Genomic DNA, 21,961 nt, shown 5'->3' on the forward strand with positions numbered 1-21,961 from the left:
ACGTCACACGGTCAGCGGGCGGTGCGGCTTTCTGCGGTCAGGCGGCGCGTTCGCCGGCCTGGAGCTGCCAGAGGGATGCGTAGAGTCCGTGCCGGGCGAGGAGTTCGTCGTGGGTGCCCTGCTCGGCCACGACGCCGCCCCTGTCCATGACGTAGATCCGGTCGGCGTGGCGGACGGTGGAGAGCCGGTGGGCGATGACGACCATCGTCCGGCCGACCGCGAAGCCGCGCAGCGTGCGCTGGATGGCAGCCTCGGTCTCGTTGTCCACCGTGGAGGTCGCCTCGTCGAGGATCACGACCGGCGCGTCCTTGAGGATCGCCCGCGCCAGGCCGATCCGCTGCCGCCGGCAGCCCGACAGCGCGGCACCGCGTTCACCGATCACCGTGTCGTAGCCGTCCGGCAGCGCCGCGATGAAGGTGTGCGCCTCGGACATCGAGGCGGCCTTGACGACGGCCTCGTCCGAGGCCGCGAAGCTGCCGTAGCGGATGTTGTCGGCGATGCTGCCGTCGAAGAGGAACGGGTCCTGCGCGACGAACCCGATCGCGTCGCGCAGGACCCGGGGACGCGCCGCAGGACCGCGGCGAGGACTTCGGCCGTCCGGGGCCGTCCGAGAACCAGCCTGACGTCCCAGCGCTGGCGGCCCGGAATGATCGAGCGCGGGCTCGCGTCCGGATCCATGGAGCGGAATCCGGCTGCGGAACCCAGCAGAGATGGCATGTGTACGATCACCTGTTTGCGGAGGTCATGAGCGATCCGGCATCGGGCACGACGGATCAATGTGGCGGAGCGGGAATTCTGAAGGGGCGGCCGATGGGGCCGGAAGGCCCGCGGCCGACCACCGCGCGGACACAGCTCGCGAGCTCGATCACGGTGTGCGTCCAGGCGGCGGGTCAGGTCGCGCCGGTGCGTCAGTGTGCCCTTCCGGCGCCGACGGTCGTACGGATCTTCGAGGCCCTCGCCTCGGCTTCGGCCCGGGCGGCGGCCTCGCCCCTCTCGGCGTTCGGGGTCGCGTTCCCGGCCGCACGATGGCCGTCACCGGACGTGACCTGAGCCGCCGACACGTCGGCGGCGACCTCGGCCGCGAGGTCGTGGATGTTCTCCCCGGCCTCGTGGGCCGCCTTCTTCACCTCCATGACGAGCCCGACGGACGTCTTGACGACGCCTCGCACCAGCGGCTTCAGCAGACGCTTGACCAGTGGCGAGACGACGAGACCGATCAGGAACGGCGGAACTACGGGCGGCATGGTGTTCCAACCTCTCTACGTATGACAGGGGACCCCGGGCACGGCGAACTGCCGGAGCACGCACAGCAGGACCGGCGGTAGAACTCCTCTTCGGGATTGTCGGCGCACGTCGCGGATTTCCCGCCGAACCGATTTCCTCACCGATGAGCCAACCGCCCGATCCTCCGCCACCGTAGTCGAATAGCTCCCGTCAAAACCAAACATCCTCAACGGGATTCACCCGGCCGAGTGCAATCCGAACTACCAATCGCTACGAACTCAGTAAAGGTTTGCCGCCCAATTAGACCGATCATCACATTTCTAGATCAATGGCGATCGCCGATTTCTCGTGCCATCCTCCCGCGCTCGGCCGGTCCCAGCCCATCGAGTCGGCGCCCCCCGGCACAACGCCGGGCCGGCCCCGGCAATCGTCCGAAGACGCACCGGGCGGTTCCTGTGTCACTCCGCAGCTCCGGCCGATCACGGACGAGTGAACTCCCGGCCGGCGGCTGGCCCGCCGACTGCCGCGAACGCCAGCATGAGCGGCATGACCACCACGCACCCCCCAGCCGAGCGGGCCGCCCAGGCCCGGGAAGCCGAAGCCCAACTCGCCGCCGCAGGAATCGACGGGGTGGTGTTCGGCTGGGTCGACAACGCCGGCCTCACCCGGGTGAAGTCCGTTCCGCTCGCCCAGCTCGAACACGCCGCCGAGTACGGTGTCGGCGCCGTACCCTGCTTCGACGTCTCCCTGGTGGACGACTCCTTCGCCACCATGCCTTCGGGCACCGGCCCGGTGGGCGACCTGCGGCTCGTCCCCGACCTCGACCGGCTCACCCCGCTCGCCGCCCAGCCCGGCTGGGCCTGGGCCCCAGCCGACCGCTACACCCAGGACGGCACCCCGCACCCCGGCTGCCAGCGCCACTTCGCCCGCCGGCTCACCGAGGCCGTCGAGCGGCGCGGGCTCTCGGTGCGGGCCGGGATCGAGATCGAGTGGGTGGTGGCCGACTCCGCCGGAGCCCCCGCGACGACCGGGCCCGCGTACGGGATGACCCGCTTCATCGAGCACTCCGACTACCTGCGGGAGGTACTGCGCGCCCTCACCGCCCAAGGACTGGCCGTGCTCCAGGTCCACCCCGAGTACGCCGCCGGACAGTTCGAGGTCTCCGTCGCCGCCGAGGGGCCTGTCGAGGCGGCCGACACCACAATGCTGGTGCGCCACACCGTCCGGGCCGTCTCCGCCCGGCACGGCCTGCGGGTCTCGTTCGCGCCCGTCTTCACCGAGGGCTCGATCGGCAACGGCGGCCACCTGCACCTCAGCCTCTGGCGAGAGGGCCTGAACCTCGGGCACGGCGGCCCCGGCCGGCACGGGCTGCACCCGGAGGCCGAACAGTTCCTCTCGGGCGTCCTGGCCGAGCTGCCCGCCCTGCTCGCCATCGGCGCACCCGGCGTCGCCTCCTACCTGAGGCTGGTCCCCTCCCACTTCGCCGGGGCCTACCGCTGCTGGGGCCTGGAGAACCGTGAGGCGGCACTGCGCCTGATCGCCGGCTCCACGGCCCGGCAGGCCAACGCCGAGCTCAAGTGCTTCGACGCCGCCGCCAACCCGTACCTGGCGATCGGCGGCGTGCTGGCCGCCGGACTCGCCGGCCTGGACGCCGGTCTGCCCCTCCCGCCCGAGACCACGAGCGACCCCGCCACCCTCGACTCCGCCGAGCGCCTCCCGGCGAGCCTGCCGGAGGCCATCGACGTGTACGAGAAGTCCGACGTGCTGCGGCAGGCGCTCGGCCCCGAACTGTACGAGACCGTGCTGGCCGTCCGTCGGGCGGAGGCGGAGCTGTTCGCGATGCACACGGATGCGGACGTCATCGAGGCCGTCCGCTGGCGCTACTGACGAGCACCGGTTCTGCTCCACCGGCTCCCCGGCGACGGGTCGATCGCAGACCCCCTGGTCGCCGGGGAGTGAGGAGCCAGGAGCGGCCCGCCGATGGCCGGTCGGAAGCGGCGGAACCCTGCCGGGTACGGGAGATGGCTCTATCAACCCACTTCGGCTCTGGGTGAGGACTCGGGAGTCGGATCGGTGACCTCGGGTTCCAGCGGCTTCGCCATGTAGACCGCATCGGCACCGTAGCTCGCGGGCAGCCCGATCTCGGGCCGGGCGCGGTACCCGAGGCGAGCCCACACGGCCTGTGCGCCGAGGACGGCGACCAGCGAGACCGTCCGGTGGCCGGCCGCCAGCGCGGTGTCGTCCAGGTGGCGCATCATCCGTGGGGCGAGACCCCGGCCGCGCAGCTGCTCGGCGATCACCAGGTCGTGCGCGTGCATGTTGGCGGGCCGCCCGCCAGTGCCGTCCCCGTCCGCGTCCTCGCTGCGGCTGAGGTCCGGGCAGCGGAACAGCGGGTACGGCAGGGCGAGCAGGTAGCCGCCGAGGCCGCCCGGGTGCTCCAGCGCGAAGCAGGTGTCGGGTGAGGCGCGATGCCGGGACTGCAGGGCCTCGCGGCCTTCGGACAGGCCACTGGCGGCGTAGGCGCGTTCCTCCAGCGCGACCACGGCGTCCCAGTCCTCTTCCCGGAGCAGCCGGATCCGGTACTCGCTCATGCGTTTCCTCCGTTGCGGCGCCCGCCGATGCAGGTGTACGGCAGCGGCGCGAAGCCGTTGAACCCCTGGGTGGCGTAGGCGGCGGCGTACGCGCCGCAGGAGTGGACCCACACCGGGTCTCCCGAGGCGATCGCGCGCGGGACGCGGACCAGGCCGTCCTCCTGGGCGTACGCGTCGTCGCTGTCGCAGGTCGGGCCGGCCACCACGGCGTCGACGAACTGCCCGCCCTGGTGGGTCGGGAACTCCAGCCGGTACTGCAACTGGTTCATCTCGTACAGGCCGTTGAACTTGCCGCAGCTCAGGTACAGCCAGTCCTCGCGGGTACCGTCGAGCCGGTGGCGGGAGGAGAGCCGCGCCACGTGGGCGCGGATCGCGCCGTGGTCGGCGACCAGGTGCCGGCCGGGCTCAAGCAGGAACTCCAGCGGCGCGGCGTTGACGGCGCGCAGCCGGTCCATGCCCTCCCGGATCACCACGAAGATCTTGTCCAGCGGCGGTTCCAGCGGCCGGCCGCGCCGGTCGAGGACGCCGAGTGCGGGCAGCCCGCCACCGAGGTTGATGCGGCTCGGCACGATGCCGCGCCGGCTGAGCGCCTCCAGGACGGCGGCCAGCGATTCGATCGCCGCCACCCAGGCCCCGGCGGTCATCTGCTGCGAGCCGACGTGCACCGACAGGCCGGAGGGCACCAGCCCTGCGGTCCGGGCGGCGCCGAGCACCCGCACGGCGTCCTCGAGCGAGCAGCCGAACTTGCGGCTGAGGCCCCACAGCGCGCCCTCGCCGGTGGTCGCGATCCGGCAGAACACCCGCGATCCGGGGGCGTGTTCCGCGATCGCGGCGACGTCCTCCGGGCTGTCGGTGGCGAAGTCCCGCACGCCCAGCCGGTACGCCTCGGCGATGTTGCGGTCCGACTTGACGGTGTTCCCGTAGTGGATCAGCTCGGGTGCGACGCCGGTGCGCAGCGCCTGGGCGATCTCCTGCGGGCTGGCCGCGTCGAAGCCGGAGCCGAGCGCGGCGAGATGGTCCAGCACCTCGTCCACCGGGCAGGCCTTCATCGCGAACCGGACGGCCACGCCGGGAAGTTCGGCGCACAGTGCGGCGTACTGACGGCCGATGCCGTCCAGGTCGTAGACGATGGTGTCCTCGGTGGCATCGGCGAGCGCGGCGCGCAGGGCGGTGCCGTCGCGCTGTCCGGGAAGGCGCGTGGTGGATGCGTGCACGGTGGCCGGCGCGGTCGGGGCGCGGTGGCCGGTTCTACCGTGGTCGGCCGTCCGACGCGGTTCGGCGGTCTGGCGCATGTCGATGCTCTGAGGCCTCACGTGTGAACTTCCGGTCCGACTAGACGATTGATGCCACGGGATTGCTGGCACGCGTGAAATGAAGCAAGGGAGTCCGAAGGTCGGCTGTGACGCCTGACCCGAACTCCCTCTCCCACCGCACTCTACGTACTTCCAGGGCCTGCCCCACCACCCGTTGCGCACCCCGCACGGCCTGACCGACGCGAAGGCCGACGAGCGCGGACCGCTGCTCGGCATCTCCGTGCCGATCCCCATCCCTCCGCGCCCCGCCCCGGGCCACCGCTCGCCATACAGAACCACCCGAACGACGTCGGCGTCGGCCTCCACGGCCTTGACGACCAGGTCCCACCGGACGCTGTCGATGAACTGGTGAGAGCGACGCCTCGGCGGATCGGCCCGTCCCGCTGGTCCCGGTCCCGTGACCAGCCGAAGATGACGGCATGGGTGTCGACGACCCGGGTGCCGGGCTGCTGGTGACGAACGTGCGCGTCTTCGACGGGATCGGAGGGGAAGCGGTGCCGGGGCACGTCCGGGTCCAACGGGACAGGATCGCAGAGGTGGTGCTGGGCCGCACCCTCCCGCCCGGCCTCCCCGGAGGCGCGACGGTGATCGACGGCGGAGGCCGCACCCTCCTCCCCGGCCTCACCGACGCGCACGTCCACCTGTTCGCGATCGGCGGCACCATGGCGGAGCTCCAGCTCGCACCGACCGGCACCCTCCACTACCAGGCCCTGGCCGCGGCCCGCGACATGCTGATGCGCGGCTTCACCACCGTGCGGGACATGGCCGGAGACACCGAGCCGCTCCGGCGCGTGCTGGACCGCGGGCTGTTCCCGGGCCCGCGGATCTACCCGAGCCAGGCGGCCGTCTCCCAAACCGCCGGCCACGGCGACTTCGGGACGGTCCACGACGCCCCGACCGCCCTGGGCGGGCCACCGGCCCGGACCGAACAGATCGGGTTCACCCGGGTGGCCGACGGGCCGGAACGGGTGCTCGCCGCGGTGCGCGAGCAGCTCAAGAAGGGCGCCACCCAGATCAAGCTGATGGCCGGCGGCGGCGTCAGCTCCGAGTTCGACCCGCTGGACGTCCTGCAGTTCACCACGGCCGAACTGGAGGCCGCCGTCGCCGCAGCCTCCGACTGGGGCACCTACGTGACCGTGCACGTCTACACCTCCGAAGGCGTCCGCCGCGCGGTGCGGGCCGGGGTGCGCTGCATCGAGCACGGGCACCTCGTCGACGAGGACACCATCCGCTACCTCGCGGAGCAGGACGTGTGGCTGAGCACCCAGCCGTTCGCGGTCGACGACCACCACTACGCATTTCCGGACAGCAACCGCAAGAACCACGAGGTCTGTGAAGGCGTCGCCCGCACCATCGGCTGGGCGGTGAAGCACGGTGTGCGGCTGGCCTTCGGCACCGACCTGGTGTTCGACCCCGGGAAGGCCCACCGGCAGAACGAGATGCTCGTCCGGCTCGGCAGCTACCTCAGCCCGGTCGAGGCCCTGCGGACGGCCACCTCCGGCAACGCCGAACTCTTCCGCCTGTCCGGCCGCCGAGACCCCTACCGCGCCGCGCCGCTCGGCGTCATCGCGCCGGGAGCATGGGCCGACCTCCTGGTCGTCGACGGCGACCCGACCACCGACCTCTCCGTCCTCGCAGACCCCGAACGCAATCTGAAGCTGATCGTCAAGGACGGCGTCGTCCACAAGAACGAACTCGACTGACCCGCACCGGCCTCCGCCTGCCCCCGGCTCGGGCGGTCCATCACCGCCCTGTGGCCCGGTCAGGCATGCCGGAGACAGCGGGTTCCCCCACTGGAATCCCGCACCGATCCCGGACAGCACGTGGGTGTTCCCCGGGAGCACCTCGGTGCGCTGGCCGGCCTCCCGGAAGTGCCATCCCTGGCGGAGGTTCTGGCCGGGGCCGCTCCGCCGGGGTGGGCGGTCGCGGGTGGAGCGGCCCCGGCGGAGCGGTCGCGGCGGGGGTCAGCGGGTGCTGAAGTCCGCGTTCCAGGAGGCGTTGCCGGTGCGGGCCAGGCCGACCTCGTTGTAGTCGCCGAGCATGATCCCCAGGTGGCCGGGCGACTTGATCCAGCCGTCGACGGCGGCGTCGATGTCGGTGGGGCCGTAGAAGGCGATCTCGCCGAATCCCCTCCCGGTGTAGCCGAGGCCCCGCGCGATGCTGCCCGAGTCGCAGAAGTGGCCGGAGACGCGGCGCTGGTCCATCTGGTCGGCGTTGCACTTGGCGGCCTGGGAGAGCGTCTGGTTGAGGCGCACCGCCGGCCTGCCGTTCTGGGCGCGCACGGTGTTGAGCCGGTCCAGGAAGCGCTGCTCGACGGAGGTGCCCGGGCCCGGGCCGGTGCCCGACCCGATCAGGTCGAACCGCTGGGCCATGCTGCCGTCGCAGTTCTCGACGGTGACCTCCCGGTCGAGGCCGTGGTAGGTCAGACAGCGGTTGTCGCGGGCGTTGTGGAGGTAGGTGCCGCCGCCGGCGGCGGGCTCCAGGGTCCACTGCTGGTTGTCGCCCGCCCACCAGTGGATGAACTGGGTGGACCGGCCGTCGTTGGTGTCCATCTCCAGCACGCGTTCGGTGCCGTTGACGTTGCGGGCGAAGTCGACCCGGTCGCCGGGCTTGTTGGAGATCCAGAACGAGGTGGAGGCGTTCTGGTAGTTGCGGGCGACGATCCGGGAGCCCTCGCCGTCGGAGCTGGCCAGCGAGTTGTGGTTCTGGTGGTCCTGGATCGTGATCATCTGCTCGACCACGGCGGCGTTCGCCGGCGCGGCGAGCAGCGTGACGCTGCTCGCGGATATCGCGGAGACGGCGAGCGCCAGGCCTGCCAGCCGGGTGCGGCGGCGGGTGCCGGTGCTCGGGCGGAGGGTGGGGGTGGGAGTGGGGGTGGACGGGTGGGACACGGGAATCTCCTGTTGTCAATGGACCGCGTGCGGATGAGACTGCGGAACGCGGTCAGGACACCAGGGCTGGATTGACAATTGATCAGCAGCGCGTTGACGAACTGGATGTGCGCTGCCCATGGAGGCTGCGCGGATCTCAGGCCCACACGTGTGTCAGCCGGATCGTGCTGCCGTGCGCGGCCTCGGCGGGGAGCCGGGGCCGCGCGCCGGGTTCAGTTGGCCAGGCTGAAGTCGCCGCCGAGGGGTGCGGCGATCTTGTCGACACCGGTCAACGCGGTGAGCGAGGTGACGGGGGTGCTGCTGTCCGTGGTGGTGCCGTTGCCGAGTTGGCCGGAGCCGTTGTTGCCCCAGGCGCGGACGGTGTTGTCGCCGAGCAGGGCGATGGTGTGTTCGCGGCCGCCGGCGATCAGCTGGATGCCGGTGAGGCCGGGGACCGCGACGGGGGTGCTCCGGTAGTCGGTGGTGCCGTCGCCGATCTGGCCGGAGGTGTTCCGGCCCCAGGCCTTGAGCTGGTTGCCGCTGTCGGTGACGGCCAGGCTGTGGTGGGCTCCGGCCGCGATCCCGGAGACCCCACCGAACCAGCTGCCCTGGGTGTCGACCGGGGTGAAGCGGCTGATGGTGGTGTTGTCGCCGAGCTGGCCGGTGGCGTTGTAGCCCCACGCCTTCACCGCGTTGCCGCTGGTGGGCTTGGTGGAGCTGCTCGGCGGGCCGATCAGGGCCAGGTTGTGGTCGGCGCCGGCGGCGATCCGGGCCACACCGGCCAGGTTGTTCACCAAGGACGGCACGTTGCGGCTCGCCGAAGTTCCGTCCCCGAGCTGGCCGTTGATGTTGTGGCCCCAGGCCCACACGGTGCCGTCCGCGCGCAGCGCCAGGCTGTGGTTGAGTCCGGCGGCGATCGCGATCACCTTGCCGAGTCCCTCGACCCGGACCGGGACGCTGCTGTCGGCGTTGGTCCCGTTGCCGAGCTGGCCGTGGTTGTTGCGCCCCCAGGCGACCACGGTCCGGTCGGCGAGCAGGGCCAGGCTGTGCACTCCGCCCGCGGCGACATCGGTGACATCGGAAAGGTTGACGACCTGGCCGGGCGCGTTGTGGCTGAACACCGAACCGTCACCGAGCTGCCCGGACCCGTTGGCGCCCCACGTCTGCACCGTGCGGTCGGTCAGCAGGGCCAGCCCGAAACCTGTGGCGGGGCCGCTTCCCCCGGCGGCGATCTTCACCACCTCGGCGCTCGTCAGCCCCAGCACGGTGGTGGCCGTCGTACGAATGTCCGTCCAGGTGCCGTCGCCGAGCTGACCTGCGCGGTTGTTGCCCCAGGACTTGAGCCGCTTCTCCGCCACTTCATCTCCTCATCGGGTGTGCTGTCATGCGGGAATGCGACCGCGCCGGGCGCGCGGCCGCGGAGGCTGCCACCAGGACGCGGCGGCGTTGCCTCCCGACGGGCCGCTCTTGCCCGGCCCTCGCCGCAAGCTCTCGAACGCATCATCGGTGACGACCGATCAGAACTCGGGACCCCGATCTCGACCTTCACTCGAACAGGTGACCTTCCGGCGTCTCCGGGTACGCCGGGCCGTCCCGCACTGCGCACACCCGCCCCTTGGCGGCGCTCCTGACGTCGACCCGACGGCCCGGCACCTCGTGGGTGCCGGGCCGTCGGGTGGGGTGTGGGGGCGCGGGTTACTTGGGCATCTCGTTCCAGAGCTGCTGGGCGCTCTTGCCGGTGAGCTGGACCCAGATCTGCTCGTTGTAGTTCGTGGTGTTCAGCAGGTGTGCCAGGTCGGGCTTGTTGTAGGCCTTCGAGACGTAGTCGATGAACCGGGCGGTGGCCTGGTAGCCGCTGTCGTAGTTGGAGTCCGGGCCGAAGTGCTGGGCGCCGGTGCCCGGCTGGAAGTTGTAGTCGCGCACCCAGTCCGCCAGACCCTCGCCCAGCCACCACTTGCCGGAGAACGGGCTGTCCCAGACCGCGACGTGCACGGCCTCGTGCACCAGGAAGCCGGTGTCACCCTTGTTCCCGCGGGTGTAGCCGATGTTGACGTGGACCTCCTTGACGCCGTTGCTGGGGTTCACGGTGGTGAACGCGGGGTTGTCGGTCAGCTTCGGGTCGAAGATGATCTTGAAGTAGCTGGGGGCGGCGAAGGCTCCCTTGGTGATCAGGTTGGAGATCGTCGGGTAGTAGTCCGCGACGGTCTTCTTCTGCTGCTCCAGCCACGGCCCGAGGTCCGGGGCCTGCGAGTAGTCGAGGTCGATGGTCGGGCGGCCGGCGGTCGGCGGGGTGGTGGCCCCGTTGCGGTCGAGGTTCCAGGACTGCGCCTGGTCCCCAGCGTTGCAGGCGGCCACCTTGGCGTTCAGGTCCGCGCCACGGGCCAGGCAGAGATTGCTGTCCGAGACGCTGTGCAGCAGCCAGGCCCGGCCGTTGCCCGCCGAGATGTTCTCCAGCCACCACTTCTGGTTGTCCGTGCCGACGTAGTTCCAGGCACCGACGGTGTTCTTGACCCGGTCCCGGTCGACGGCGTTGTTGGTGCCGGGCACCTTGACCGACCAGGTGCCGTTGCCCTCGTCCCTGACCGTCCAGACCTGCTGGGCGGAGGACTCGTTCCAGTCGCGGACCACCACGTTGGAGGCGTTGTTGCGGCTGTCCCACTGGAGGGCGCCGCCCGCGTAACTGGAGATACGGTAGTCGGCGCCGCTGGACGGGAGCGACTCGGCCGCACTTGCGGTCCCGGCGCCGAAGGCCATCCCGGACACGACGGTCGCGGCGGACAGGACGACGGCGGCGGCCGTACGACGGGTGAACATCTCGGGGCTCTCCTCTCGGGCGGTTCCCCCCTGGAACCGGCCTGCGCTCATGCCACCGGGCCCCGGTAGACGCGGCGTCAACGCTCCCGTCAACGGGTGCGTTGACAGGCCGTCGGCTCAGTGGTGTTCACCCGAAGGTCCAGGCCTCTGCCGGGCGGCTCCTCACTCGCGGATGCCCGCGCTCTCGACCGCCCGCCCACGGGTCGCCCGCACGGCCGCGCCCGCCGCGGTGGCCAGGGCGACGAGGGCGCAGAGCGCGACGGCCTCCCCGATCCGCGCCCACGGGACCACCGTCGGCGCGTCGGCCACGAGCTTGCCCAACGAGACGCGCTGGGTCAGTGCGGCGAGCGCGGTCGCCACGGCGGCGAGCAGGGTGGCGACGACCACCGCCACGGCCGACTCCGCCGCGGCCACCCTCACGATCTGACCGCGCACCGCGCCGGTGAGAGCGAGCAGGGCGAACTCCCGCCGCCTCCCCGCCATCGCCATGATCAGGGTGTTGGCGACCGCGATCAGCGCGTAGGCCAGCGCGATCCCCAGGATGATCACCGCCGCGTTGTCCGTCTGCTGCGCGGCATGCGCGCGCTCGGCCTCAAGGTAGGCGTCGTAGGTCACCACGTGCGCGCCGGAACCTGCCAGCGCCTGGTTCACCGCGGCCGTCTGCTGCGGGTCGAGCGCCGCGCCGGCGCCCGCCGAGGAGTCGAGGTAGACCCGGCTCGGCATCAGCGCGCCGGTCAGCGCCGAGGACACGTAGGTGTCGTCCCCGTTCAGGCCGCGCGCGACCACCGCCGCGACGACGGTCGAGGCCCTCGCGCCGGTCGGCAGCAGCATGACCACGCGGTCCCCGACCGCCAGGGCGTCGGACTCGGCCGCGTGCTCGTCGATGACCAGGAAGTCCTCGGGCAGCGAGGCGAGGGAGCCGGAGAGCACCGGCGGCGTGACGGTGACGCCCAGCGCCGCCGCCGGGACGGCCTTCGCGCTCAGCGAGTCGATCTGCTCACCGGCGGCGGTACCGATCCGGACGTTCATCGAGGCGACCGGGGTGACCCGGATCCCGGGCACGGCCGCCAGGCGGGCGAGCGTCGAACCGTCGATCCCCGAGCCTCCGGGCACGACCACGTCCGCCGCGCGGATCTCCTGCTGCTGCCGGGCCAGCAGCGCCGCGTCGCCGGACTCCTGCATCGTCAGCATCGCGGCGACCAGCCCAACGGCCACCACGATCGGCGCCACGGTGGCGGCCGTCCGGCGCCGGGAGGTGAGGATGTTCTCCCGCACCAGCAGCGGGCCGGCCGTGGCGCAGCTGCGCAGCGGGCGGAGCAGCAGCCTCGTCACCGGGCGCAGCAGGGCCGGGGCCAGCAGGGTGACCGCGCCGACGTAGAGCACCGGCACCACCTCGTACTTGCGGGCGCTGGCCGCGAGGTACGGCTCGGTGCGGGAGATGACGATGCCCGCGACGACTGCGCCGGCCAGCATCCCGACGCCCAGCAGCCAGCGGACCGGCGTCATCGCGCTGCGCTCCAGCACGCTCTCGCGCAGCACCTCGATCGGGCGGATCAGCGAGACGCGCACCAGGGTCGCGGCCGAGCCGGCCAGCGCGGCGGCGACGCCGATGACGGCGGCGACCAGCAGCGGCAGGACGGTGACGGGGATGGTGAACCACGACGGGGCCACGTGGTGGTCGAGCATCCAGGAACGCAGCGGCACGGTGCACAGCGGTGCGAGCAGGCAGCCGGCGACCGCCGCGGCCAGGCCGATCAGCAGGGCCTCCCAGAGCACCATGCGCCGCACCTGCCCGGGGGCCGCGCCCACCAGGCGCAGCAGCGCCAGTTCGCGGCGGCGCTGCTCGGCGGCGAAGGCGAAGGTCGCGGCGACGACGAACACCGCGACGCACACGGCGAGTCCGGTCGTACTGCCCGCCATGGCCTGGGCGTTGGCCAGTGCCTGGGCGCCGCCGGTGGAGTCGGGGTCCAGCCGGGTCAGGCCGTCGCCGGTGAGGACCACGGCCCGGTCGCCCGCGAGCGCGGCCAGCTGCTTCGCGTCCTGGTCGGTGACGAGCGCGTTCACTCCGGGTGACAGGCGCTGCGCCTCGGCGGCGCTGAAGAAGACCACGTTCTCGAACCAGAGCGCGTCGGTGACGCCCACCACCCGGTAGTGGCCGGCGCCGTCGCCCGTCGTGACGCCGGTCTGGCGTCCGATCGGCTCCCGGGAGCCGCCGCCGACGACGATCTCGTCCGCGGCCTGCGGCGCGCGCCCGGCCGCCAGGCGGTAGCCCGCGAAGGCGGCCGAGGGCCAGGGGTGGCCCGTCATCTCCCCGGAGCCGGAGGCGAGTTGCACGGGAAAGCTGCGGTCCGGCGTGACGTGCCCGGTCGCGGCCGCCTTCGCGACGACGTCGGGCGGCAGGACGGCGGGGGCCTTCATCGGGCGCCCGTCGAAGCCCTGCGGCGCCAGGACGGCCGAGGCCTCCTTGAACCGCTGCGGACCCGGGTGCGGCGTGCCGAAGGTGGCGGCGAGGGTCAGCGTCATCATGCCGATCATCGTGGTGCCGAGCGTGAGGGCGAGGAAGGCGCCCGCGAAGCCCGTCAGGCGGTGGCGCAGGGTGGCTGCGGCGATCTTCAGCACGGCTTCGTCCCACTCCCGCCGAGCTCCAGCGCGGCCATCCGCATCCCGTGCTGCTCGACGACATACGGCTGGCCCGGGGCCCGCCCCTCGCCAGGAGACGGGGCCGCTGCTGGAACCTTGCTCCGGAACACGCGCTCGCCTTCTCCGTGGGGGTCGGTCGGGCGCATCGGCCACCCGCCGCGCCGACGCTACGGCCCCACGCGGGATCGGCACCTCCGGACTGCCCCTGATATCGCCCCTGATATCACCCCTGAGGAACCGGGCCAGTGCCCGAAACGGGCACCCGGCCTCGTCCTGCCCTTGTGGCTTTCAGGCGCCGCGGGTCAGGCGCCGCGGGTGTCGTAGGTCTCGCGGTTGGCCAGCACATCGTCCATGTGCACCTCGGCCCAGGCCTTGAGGCCGCGCATCATCCCGTACAACGACAGGCCGAGATCGGTCAGCTCGTAGGAGACGGTGACGGGCACGGTCGGCACCACGGTGCGGGACACCAGGCCGTCGCGCTCCAGGGAGCGCAGCGTCTGGGTGAGCATCTTCTGGCTGACACCGGCCAGCAGGCGCAGCAGCTCCGAGTAGCGCAACGCCCGGGGCTCGCCGGCGCAGTCGGCGCCCGGCCGGTGAGGGGCGTCGCTGCCGAGCCCGGCCAGGATCAGTGCGACCCATTTGTCGGAGATCCGGTCGAGCAGTTTGCGGCTGGGGCAGACCGCCAGGAATGCGTCGTACTCCACCTTGGCCTGTGCCCTCTGCTGGGCCGCCGTCACCGTCGCCATCGGCTGCTCCTCTCACCCACGGGTGCCTTACGCACTCCGAAGTACCTACTTCCTGTCAGGAAGCTACTCACCAATGATGGTGCAGGGCGCCGACAGGCACCACCACCTCGCTGACACGAAAGGCAAGAGAATGGGCACGTTCCCCGCGACGCTTCCCGGCGGCACCTGGAACCTGGGCGACCTGACCGTCACCCGGTTCGGCTATGGCGCCATGCAGCTCACCGGTCCCTGGGTCATGGGCCCACCCGCCGACCACGACGGCGCGCTCGCTGTTCTGCGCGAGGCCGTCGGCCTCGGGATCACCCACATCGACACCGCCGACGCCTACGGCCCGCACATCACCAACCAGCTGATCCGCGAAGCCCTGCACCCGTACCGCGACTCGCTTCACATCGTGACCAAGGTCGGCGCGACCCGGGACCAGGAGGGAGGCTGGCCCCCGGCCCGCAAGCCCGAAGACCTGCGCAGGGCCGTCCAGGAGAACCTGGAGAACCTCGGCCTCGACACGCTGGACGTGGTCAACCTCCGGCTCGGCGACGCCCAGGGTCCCCAGCCGGGCTCGCTCGCCGAGGCCTTCGAAACACTCGTCGAACTCCAGCAGCAGGGCTTGATCCGGCACCTCGGCGTGAGCAACGCGACGGCGGAACAGATCGCCGAGGCACTCTCGATCGCGCCGATCGTGTGCGTCCAGAACATGTACAATCTCGCCCACCGCCACGACGACGAGCTGATCGACGAACTCGCCGAACAGGGCGTCGCCTACGTGCCCTTCTTCCCCCTCGGCGGCTTCAGTCCGCTGCAGTCCTCCGCGCTCACGGCGGTGGCCACCCGGCTGGACGCGACGCCGATGTCGGTCGCCCTGGCCTGGCTGCTGCGGCGGTCGCCGAACATCCTGCTGATCCCCGGCACCTCGTCGGTGGCACACCTGCGAGAGAACGTCGCAGGCGCGGGACTCCAGCTCTCCGACGACGATCTCGCCGCGCTGGACGACATCGGCCGCTAGGCAGTTCGTTTGACGTCGAGGCGATCGGCCGCGCCGGCCGTACCGCGGCCGGGCGTGCCTCCGCCGTGCCGCGGGCCGAGGAGTGCGCAGCGTGAGCGCCGGCAGGCGGCCGATAGGCCGTCGGCCCTGACCGACGGTCGGCGGGAGGTGGGACTCTGGCCTTACGTCAGCCCGTCCCCCGTACGCCGCAAGTCTGATCATGAACCCATCCCTGCGCCGTACGGGGGGCGAGTGCGCCTGAACGAAGACTGGAGGCGATCCGCTCCAGGAGTACGCGCAGCAGGAGCTTCGTTGGGAGCGCTGTGACGCGGGCGGGCCGGCGGGGTTCGAGTGCGCGAAGGTCAAGGTGCCTCTGGACTACGGCAACCCCGGGGGCCGGAGGATCGGCCTCGCGATATCGCGGATCCATGGCTCCGGCTCTGACCGACGACCGGGTGAATCGTGCTGAACCACTCCTGCCGATGAGCAGCTGAGAGAAGGGCATCGAGATCCTCGCCCTGTACCACCAACCACTCGCACTTCAGCGACAGGTCGGCAGGCCCACGCCCACCGCCACCGACCGCGCCGTCCTCGGCGGCACACTCCACGAGTACCAACACGCGGCCTCAACAGGGCGGATGGCGTTTTCGCCAGGAGCAGGTCCGGAGCCGCCCGATCTGACAACGTTTCGGTTGCGGTGGACGGCAATCCGGTCCCGAGTCTTCCCGAGCCTATGCGACACGTGACATTTTACATGTCACACATCGAGCGGTCGCGTGCCCCAACACGCGGTCACAACGGCCCCGGAGGCCCCCACAGATGCGTCTCTCCCGGATATCGAAGGTCAACGCACGCAGACTCCCCGCGCTCGGCGCGGCCCTCTTCATCGCGCTCGGCCTGTTCACACCGCAGAGCCAGGCCGCCCCCGTCGGCGCCACGACCCCGGCTGGCGCGAACGCCGCCGGACCCGCCACCCAGGCGCCGCGGTCCATCCCGGTCCCCAAGTCACCCGACGCCAGGAACAACAGCTCCTTCAAGCTCTTCGCCCAGGACCACGCAGAGGAGGCCACCGCGCCGGGCGCCCCGGTCAGCGAGCCCGCCAAGGCGGCCAAGCAGTTCTCGGCCACCGCCGGGGAACCCTGCCCGAACCTGTCCGGAGTGATCAACGCCACGGGCAGCGCGTTGGTCCAGCAGCTCAAGGCACTGCCGAACGTCCCCTGCGCCTACCCGCTGTTCAACCTCACCGGCGCCGACGCCGGGAAGGCCTTCCGCGAGTCCCAGATGGTGACCGTCGCCAACGCACTGCGCGACACCTCCGCCACCTACTCGGGCGACAACAGCACGTCCATCGGGCAGCTGGTGATGTTCCTGCGCGCCGGCTACTACGTGCAGGAGACCCGCCCGAACGAGGTCGGCAGCTACGGCGCCACCCTGGACACCGCGGCCCGCGGCGCGCTGGACGCCTTCTTCGCCGCCCCGCACAGCAAGGACGTCACCGACGCCAACGGCGACACCCTCAACGAGGTCGTCACGGTGATCGGCCAGACCCACACGCTCGGCCGGTACGCCAGCGTCGTCAAGTGGGTGCTCGCCAACTACAACGGCACCTGGCCCCAGTCGATGACCCTCTCCCTGGACCACTTCGAGTGGGTCATCAAGGACGGCTTCGACTCCAAGACCGACAGCCAGGGCTGGAAGGCCGCCCTCAAGACCGACCCCAGCATCCTCGACACCTGGGCCGGATTCATCACCCGCAACGACTCCCAGCTGAACCGCCTGGACATCGTCAGCAACATCGGCCGCTACCTCGGTTACGCCCTCGACGTCCCCGAGCTCAAGGACCGGCTGCGGCCACTGCTCAAGGACTTGATCAACCGCTACCCGAACGTCGGCCCCACCGCCCCGATCACCATGAACCTGGGCTGGGCCACCCGCCAGTTCGACAAGGGCAACTGCGCGGCCTACGCCATCTGCGACCTGAGCGACCGTCTGCTCCCGGTGATCCTGCCGATCCAGCGGATCTGCAACCCGGGGCTGAAGATCCGCGCCCAGGACATGTCCCCCGGGCAGCTGGCCACCACCTGCACCAGCCTGATCAACCAGGACGCCTACTTCCACAAGGTGATCGGCGACAAGGGCGCGATCCCCGGTGACGTGAACACCAACCTGGAGGTCGTCGTCTTCGACGACTACACCCAGTACTCGCTGTACGCCTGGGCCTTCTACGACATCGACGTGGACAACGGCGGCATGTACGAGGAGGGCGACCCGGCCAAGCCCGGCAACCAGGCCCGCTTCATCGCCCACGAGGCCAGCTGGCTGCGCCCCGACTTCCAGATCTGGAACCTCAACCACGAGTACACCCACTACCTCGACGGCCGCTACAACATGTACGGCGACTTCGAGGCCAGCCAGACCACCCCGACCATCTGGTGGGTCGAAGGCATCGCCGAGAACATCTCGTACGGCTACCGCAACGAGCGCAACACCGCCGCGATCAACGAGGCCAGTAAGAACACCTACAAGCTCAGCGAGCTGTTCGACACCGTCTACGGCCAGGAGGCGGACGCCGACGTCAACTCGAACCGGGTCTACCGGTGGGGCTGGCTGGCGGTCCGCTACATGCTCCAGGAACACCGCGCGGACATCGAGACCGTGCTCACCAAGTACCGCGCCGGCGACTGGAGCGGTGCCCGCACCTTCCTGAAGCAGACCATCGGCACCAGCTACGACGCCGGCTTCGCCACCTGGCTGAAGACCACCTGCGCGACCAACGACTGCGGTCCCCTGCCGGAGGCCCCGGCCCCGGCCGCACCGCTCTGCACCATCGCCGACCCGCGCCAGTTCGACAAGAACTGCCGCCGCGACAACCTCGCGGCCACCACCGGCAACTACAGCTTCCACTTCCTGTACCTGCCGGCCGGCGTCAAGCAACTGACCATCACCAGCAGCGGCGGCACCGGCAACGCCGACCTGTACTACGGCGGCAGCAGCTGGGCCACCACCAGCAGCTACCAGGCGAAGTCCACCAACGCTGGCAACAACGAGACCCTGACCATCAACAACCCGCCGTCCGGCTGGGTCTACTTCAGCCTCGCCGCCCAGCAGGACTTCACCGGCGTCAGCGTCACCACGCAGTACCAGTAACCGCGCACCCACGACCTCGGGCGAGCGGTGAAGGGCCCGGACGTGTAAGGGTTCCTGTGCAAGTAGCCGTTGTCGTACCGATCAAGGGGCCTGCCGATCGAACGGGAGTCTCGATCGGGTGATCGCGGTCGGTAGCGGGCATGGCAGCAGGGCCTCGTGGTAGCTCGGAGGGCGTCTACGCCAACGAGCGATCCAGGAGGCCCTGCTTTCGCGGCTTTTCGCAGCGAGAGCCTGACGACAGACCCTAGCTAGGAACTTCGTTGGGGCGCACAGGACCGCCGATCGTGGGTCTGCCCGAGGAAGGCACTTCTGGTTCAAGGGGTGGCAGTCTCGATGGCAGGATGACGGGATGGTGACGAATCAGCCGTGGGCAGGGCTTCACGGTGACCTGCTGGCGGCGAAGGCATTGGTGTACGACCCGAGCGGTTTCGTCTGTTCGCCCCCGGTGGCCGAACCGGAGAGCGCCGAATACGCGGCCTGCCGGTTCACCATCGACGGCCGCTCGGTCCGGTTCCGCGCGGCCAAGACCACCCCGACGAAGGTGGGCCAGTTCGTCACCGTGTGGTTGCGGTCCGAGGCGGGACCGATCCGGCCCTTCGACGCCGACGACGGGGTGGACCTCTTCGTCATCAGCTGCCACGACGACAACGGCTTCGGGCAGTTCGTCCTCCCACGCGAGGTGCTGTGCGAGCGCGACATCGTCTCCCGCAACGGCTCCGGCGGAAAACGGGGGTTCCGCGTCTACCCGCCATGGGTGACCACGACCAACCGGCAAGCGCGCAGCACCCAGGCCTGGCAGGTGAACCACTTCTTCCACATCGGCCAGACCGGGCCCACCGACCTGACGCACGCCCGCACCCTCTACCACCCATAGCCGCCCGCCGCCCTGTGCACCGGCTCGTCTGTCGGGGTGACATCCGGGCGCGGCCCGCCCGGGGCGGCGGTGCACGCTCTGGTACGACGGGGTCTGATGTCCGCGCCGGCGGTGCGTTCCCCCCGCCCGCCGGCCGTCCCGGAGGAGAGATCGCCGTGCCCGTGCCCACCACCTTCGACCACCAGGCGAAGAACTACAGCGTCCCGCATGCCTACTGGCTGGCGAAGGCGTCCGAACTCGCCTACCAGGACGAGGCCGCCATCGAACAGCAGGCCCGCGACTGGGGCTTCGACCGGGTGCGTCACCATCAGACCCGGTTCACTCCGCCCTTCCCGCTGGAGGACACCCAGGCCTACACCATGGCCAGCGACCACATGGTCGTCACGGCGTTCCGCGGCACCCAACCGACCGAGATCCGCGACTGGCTCTCCGACTCCTCCACCCCGCCCTGGCCGGGCCCCGCCCGCACCGGCTACGTCCACTACGGCTTCGCCGAAGCGCTGGAGTCGGTCTTCCCGGACGTCCGGGACGCCCACGCCCAGCTGCGCACCAACGGCCAGACCGTGTGGTTCACCGGCCACAGCCTCGGCGGAGCCCTGGCCATGCTGGCCGGCGCCCGGTTGTACCTGGAGGACCCGCGCCTCCAGGCCGACGGCATCGTCACGTTCGGGCAGCCCCGCACCTGTGACCGGCTGCTCGCCGCCGCCTGCAACGAGGGCTTCAAGGGGCGCCTGTACCGGTTCGTCAACAACAACGACATCGTGCCCCAGCTGCCGCCGGAGCCGGCCTACACCCACGTCGAGGCGCTGAAGTACATCGACTCCTCGGGCCGGCTCCACGACTCCATGGGCCTGGTCGCCGGGCTCGCCGACCGCGCCAAGGGCCTCACCGCCGACGCGTTCGCTCCGGCCACGGCCGGTGTGCGTGACCACGCGATGAAGCGTTACCTCGCGGCCCTGGAACAGAACCTCGCCTGACGGAGTCAGGCGCTGCGGGGCGGGGCGGGGCGGGCGCCGGTGGGTCCACGGCCGGCAGTCCGCGCCCGGCCGGCAGGCCCGGGCCGAGAGCCGAGTGAACCGATGGTACGAACAGCCTCCCCCGGTAGCGATGGGCACACGAACGTGTGTGGATGGTGACGGACCGCCACACCACGGCCGTCCGATCCACCCTCACCACGCACCTCGAAGGGTTCCACCCATGCGTACCGCGCACCGCATCCTGGCCGTCTCCGTCCTCAGCCTCCCGCTCGTCATCGGCGCGGCGTCCAGCGCCTCCGCCGCCGCGCCCGACAACATCCCCACCCTCAACTTCGACAGCGGCGCGTTCGCCGTCGGCCCGAACGGCAGCGCCCTCCAGGTCACCGACGCCCAGTTCGGCCCCTGCGGCTCCTCCTTCCTCACCGGCGCCGTCGCGGTCGGCCCGGGCGGCGTCGCGGGCAACGCCACCGAGACCGGCATCGGCATCGGCGGGCAGGGCTGACCCCACCCACACCCGCACCACGGCTGCCCCGGGAGCACCTCGCCCCGGGGCAGCCGTCCGTCCGAAACCGGATGGGGCCAGGACAAAACGCCCTACCCGGCCCACGGGAGGACACCCGCCCCCTGCCGGTCGGCACCGCCGACACCACGATCACCGTCGTCACCGGCGCCGCCGAAGTCACCGGCGGAACAGGCGCCGAGGAGGGCGCGGCAGCCGGCGCGCGCAGTGTCCGTCCGGCGCCTGGCGCGTGGCGCGTGGTCACCGGACGGCCCGGGCCGGGCAGGCGGGCTGGTGCCAGGTCGTCCGGACCACCTGGCCTCCGGGCAGCCTGTGCTCGCTGTTCCAGGTCCGGCAGCACCCGGCGGCAGGTCGGCGCGGCCCGGACGGCATCGCGGAACCGACGGCCTGGCGGACGGGCACGGGCACGGGCACGAAGGCCGGCTTGCCAGGGCGGCCCCGGCGGCGCCTGGTGGAGGAAGCCGTCATGCCCGCCGTTCTGCCACCCCCGGCCTCCCTCCAACCTCGCCTCACCCGAACGGATGAGCAGCCCGGGCCGGCTGCGGGACGCTGACGCGGCAGCAGGAAGCGGTGGGGGGCGGACCTGGGCGAGGGCGTCGAGCAGGGGGCCTGCTGGGGGGTGGGCTTGCCGTCGGCGCGGCCCGTCTACTGGTCCCGCACGAGGATCAGGATCATCTGGGGCTGCTGGTCGACCTTGGCCACTGGTGAGGGCATCGGACCTGTCGCGGGTTCACAACCGGTACCGCAGCGAGATAAACGCCGCCAGGCCGCCCGTTCATCGTTTGTCTACCACCTGCTGTCAACGTGCCCCGGTACAGCTGTGAAGTTTCAAGGAGTTTCCCAATGGCACACCCGGGCACGACCGCCTCACCGACCGAACGGCGAATACCGTGGCGACCACGATGGGCGTACACGGCGGTCGTGCCGCTGTTCGCCCTCCTGGCGGGGCTCATCGGCGCGTTCCCGATACCCGCGCACGCGGTGGGCCCCGTCGCTCCGCCGCAGGCCGTACCGGCGACCGTTCAGGAACACTCGGCCGCGACCTACAACAATCAGTACGGCACCAGATGGCAGAGTGAGATCTTCAATCTCGCCCAACAGGTTGACGTTCTCGCGCTGCAGGAAATCCGGGACGTGGATCCGGATTTTCCGGACATCGTGCCCGAAGCATCGATCAACACGAACGGTTTCGAGGTCCAGAGGTACCGATGGGACGCCTTTCCCGACTGGATGGGCGGCACTCGCACCATCTACCGGGTCAGG

The 21,961-nt window shown here is 71.1% G+C and carries 15 protein-coding genes and 1 pseudogene; 7 read left to right on the forward strand and 9 right to left on the reverse strand.

Features of this window, described 5'->3' with window-relative positions:
* Positions 1-37: 37 nt before the first annotated feature.
* Positions 38-553, reverse strand: a pseudogene (locus A6F73_RS39840) (ATP-binding cassette domain-containing protein); the annotation flags it as partial.
* 355 nt (positions 554-908) lie between these two features.
* Positions 909-1,244: a DUF5132 domain-containing protein gene (locus A6F73_RS32520; protein ID WP_063351960.1), complete on the reverse strand. Its 336-nt coding sequence runs from the start codon at positions 1,242-1,244 to the stop codon at positions 909-911.
* A gap of 526 nt (positions 1,245-1,770) precedes the next feature.
* Here A6F73_RS32520 and A6F73_RS32525 point away from each other — a divergent pair.
* Complete coding sequence (locus A6F73_RS32525; RefSeq protein ID WP_063351961.1) at positions 1,771-3,111, forward strand: glutamine synthetase family protein; 1,341 nt, start codon at positions 1,771-1,773, stop codon at positions 3,109-3,111.
* Between the two features lie 143 nt (positions 3,112-3,254).
* On the opposite strand, the gene A6F73_RS32530 is transcribed toward A6F73_RS32525, so the two are convergent.
* Positions 3,255-3,815: a GNAT family N-acetyltransferase gene (locus tag A6F73_RS32530; protein WP_063351962.1), complete on the reverse strand. Its 561-nt coding sequence runs from the start codon at positions 3,813-3,815 to the stop codon at positions 3,255-3,257.
* Complete coding sequence (locus A6F73_RS32535) at positions 3,812-5,029, reverse strand: type III PLP-dependent enzyme (RefSeq protein WP_063352707.1); 1,218 nt, start codon at positions 5,027-5,029, stop codon at positions 3,812-3,814. The genes A6F73_RS32530 and A6F73_RS32535 overlap by 4 nt, the downstream gene beginning before the upstream one ends.
* Before the next feature lie 518 nt (positions 5,030-5,547).
* Between A6F73_RS32535 and A6F73_RS32540 the strand changes: the two genes are divergently transcribed.
* The gene (locus A6F73_RS32540; protein ID WP_063351963.1) at positions 5,548-6,831 is read left to right on the forward strand and encodes an amidohydrolase family protein; all 1,284 of its coding nucleotides are present in this window, start codon (positions 5,548-5,550) and stop codon (positions 6,829-6,831) included.
* 261 nt (positions 6,832-7,092) lie between these two features.
* On the opposite strand, the gene A6F73_RS32545 is transcribed toward A6F73_RS32540, so the two are convergent.
* The 5 genes from A6F73_RS32545 to A6F73_RS32565 all read right to left on the reverse strand — a co-directional run bounded on the left by A6F73_RS32545 (position 7,093) and on the right by A6F73_RS32565 (position 14,198).
* On the reverse strand, positions 7,093-8,019 hold the full coding sequence (locus A6F73_RS32545) for a CAP domain-containing protein (protein ID WP_063351964.1): 927 nt from the start codon (positions 8,017-8,019) through the stop codon (positions 7,093-7,095).
* 212 nt (positions 8,020-8,231) lie between these two features.
* Positions 8,232-9,356, reverse strand: a complete 1,125-nt coding sequence (locus A6F73_RS32550; protein WP_079136459.1) for a hypothetical protein — start codon at positions 9,354-9,356, stop codon at positions 8,232-8,234.
* Positions 9,357-9,693: 337 nt separating this feature from the next.
* Positions 9,694-10,812, reverse strand: a complete 1,119-nt coding sequence (locus A6F73_RS32555; RefSeq protein ID WP_063351965.1) for a basic secretory protein-like protein — start codon at positions 10,810-10,812, stop codon at positions 9,694-9,696.
* Between the two features lie 162 nt (positions 10,813-10,974).
* Positions 10,975-13,431 (reverse strand): FtsX-like permease family protein, encoded by a 2,457-nt coding sequence (locus A6F73_RS32560; RefSeq protein WP_063351966.1) that lies wholly within the window; start codon positions 13,429-13,431, stop codon positions 10,975-10,977.
* 323 nt (positions 13,432-13,754) lie between these two features.
* Positions 13,755-14,198 carry a helix-turn-helix domain-containing protein gene (locus A6F73_RS32565; protein WP_063351967.1) on the reverse strand — a complete coding sequence of 148 codons (444 nt, stop codon included), beginning with the start codon at positions 14,196-14,198 and terminating at the stop codon, positions 13,755-13,757.
* Positions 14,199-14,328: 130 nt separating this feature from the next.
* Here A6F73_RS32565 and A6F73_RS32570 point away from each other — a divergent pair, with 130 nt between their 5' ends.
* The 5 genes from A6F73_RS32570 (at position 14,329) to A6F73_RS32590 (ending at position 20,680) form a co-directional block, all read left to right on the forward strand.
* Positions 14,329-15,201 (forward strand): aldo/keto reductase family oxidoreductase, encoded by an 873-nt coding sequence (locus tag A6F73_RS32570; RefSeq protein ID WP_063351968.1) that lies wholly within the window; start codon positions 14,329-14,331, stop codon positions 15,199-15,201.
* 798 nt (positions 15,202-15,999) lie between these two features.
* On the forward strand, positions 16,000-18,327 hold the full coding sequence (locus A6F73_RS32575) for a M9 family metallopeptidase (RefSeq protein ID WP_063351969.1): 2,328 nt from the start codon (positions 16,000-16,002) through the stop codon (positions 18,325-18,327).
* 349 nt (positions 18,328-18,676) lie between these two features.
* The gene (locus A6F73_RS32580) at positions 18,677-19,201 is read left to right on the forward strand and encodes a MepB family protein (RefSeq protein ID WP_063351970.1); all 525 of its coding nucleotides are present in this window, start codon (positions 18,677-18,679) and stop codon (positions 19,199-19,201) included.
* 155 nt (positions 19,202-19,356) lie between these two features.
* Positions 19,357-20,178, forward strand: coding sequence for a lipase family protein (locus A6F73_RS32585; protein ID WP_063351971.1), 822 nt, complete (start codon positions 19,357-19,359; stop codon positions 20,176-20,178).
* A 220-nt stretch (positions 20,179-20,398) separates the two neighbouring features.
* The gene (locus tag A6F73_RS32590; protein ID WP_063351972.1) at positions 20,399-20,680 is read left to right on the forward strand and encodes a hypothetical protein; all 282 of its coding nucleotides are present in this window, start codon (positions 20,399-20,401) and stop codon (positions 20,678-20,680) included.
* Positions 20,681-21,961: the final 1,281 nt, after the last annotated feature.

The organism is Streptomyces sp. MJM8645 (assembly GCF_001625365.1).
Lineage (GTDB): Bacteria > Actinomycetota > Actinomycetes > Streptomycetales > Streptomycetaceae > Kitasatospora.

Bases quoted from the DNA above. Each gene is read 5' to 3' on its own strand.
- A6F73_RS32520 (WP_063351960.1), bottom strand. From the start codon at position 1,244: ATGCCGCCCGTAGTTCCGCCGTTCCTGATCGGTCTCGTCGTCTCGCCA.
- A6F73_RS32525 (WP_063351961.1), top strand. From the start codon at position 1,771: ATGACCACCACGCACCCCCCAGCCGAGCGGGCCGCCCAGGCCCGGGAA.
- A6F73_RS32530 (WP_063351962.1), bottom strand. From the start codon at position 3,815: ATGAGCGAGTACCGGATCCGGCTGCTCCGGGAAGAGGACTGGGACGCC.
- A6F73_RS32540 (WP_063351963.1), top strand. From the start codon at position 5,548: ATGGGTGTCGACGACCCGGGTGCCGGGCTGCTGGTGACGAACGTGCGC.
- A6F73_RS32555 (WP_063351965.1), bottom strand. From the start codon at position 10,812: ATGTTCACCCGTCGTACGGCCGCCGCCGTCGTCCTGTCCGCCGCGACC.
- A6F73_RS32565 (WP_063351967.1), bottom strand. From the start codon at position 14,198: ATGGCGACGGTGACGGCGGCCCAGCAGAGGGCACAGGCCAAGGTGGAG.
- A6F73_RS32570 (WP_063351968.1), top strand. From the start codon at position 14,329: ATGGGCACGTTCCCCGCGACGCTTCCCGGCGGCACCTGGAACCTGGGC.
- A6F73_RS32575 (WP_063351969.1), top strand. From the start codon at position 16,000: ATGCGTCTCTCCCGGATATCGAAGGTCAACGCACGCAGACTCCCCGCG.
- A6F73_RS32580 (WP_063351970.1), top strand. From the start codon at position 18,677: ATGGTGACGAATCAGCCGTGGGCAGGGCTTCACGGTGACCTGCTGGCG.
- A6F73_RS32590 (WP_063351972.1), top strand. From the start codon at position 20,399: ATGCGTACCGCGCACCGCATCCTGGCCGTCTCCGTCCTCAGCCTCCCG.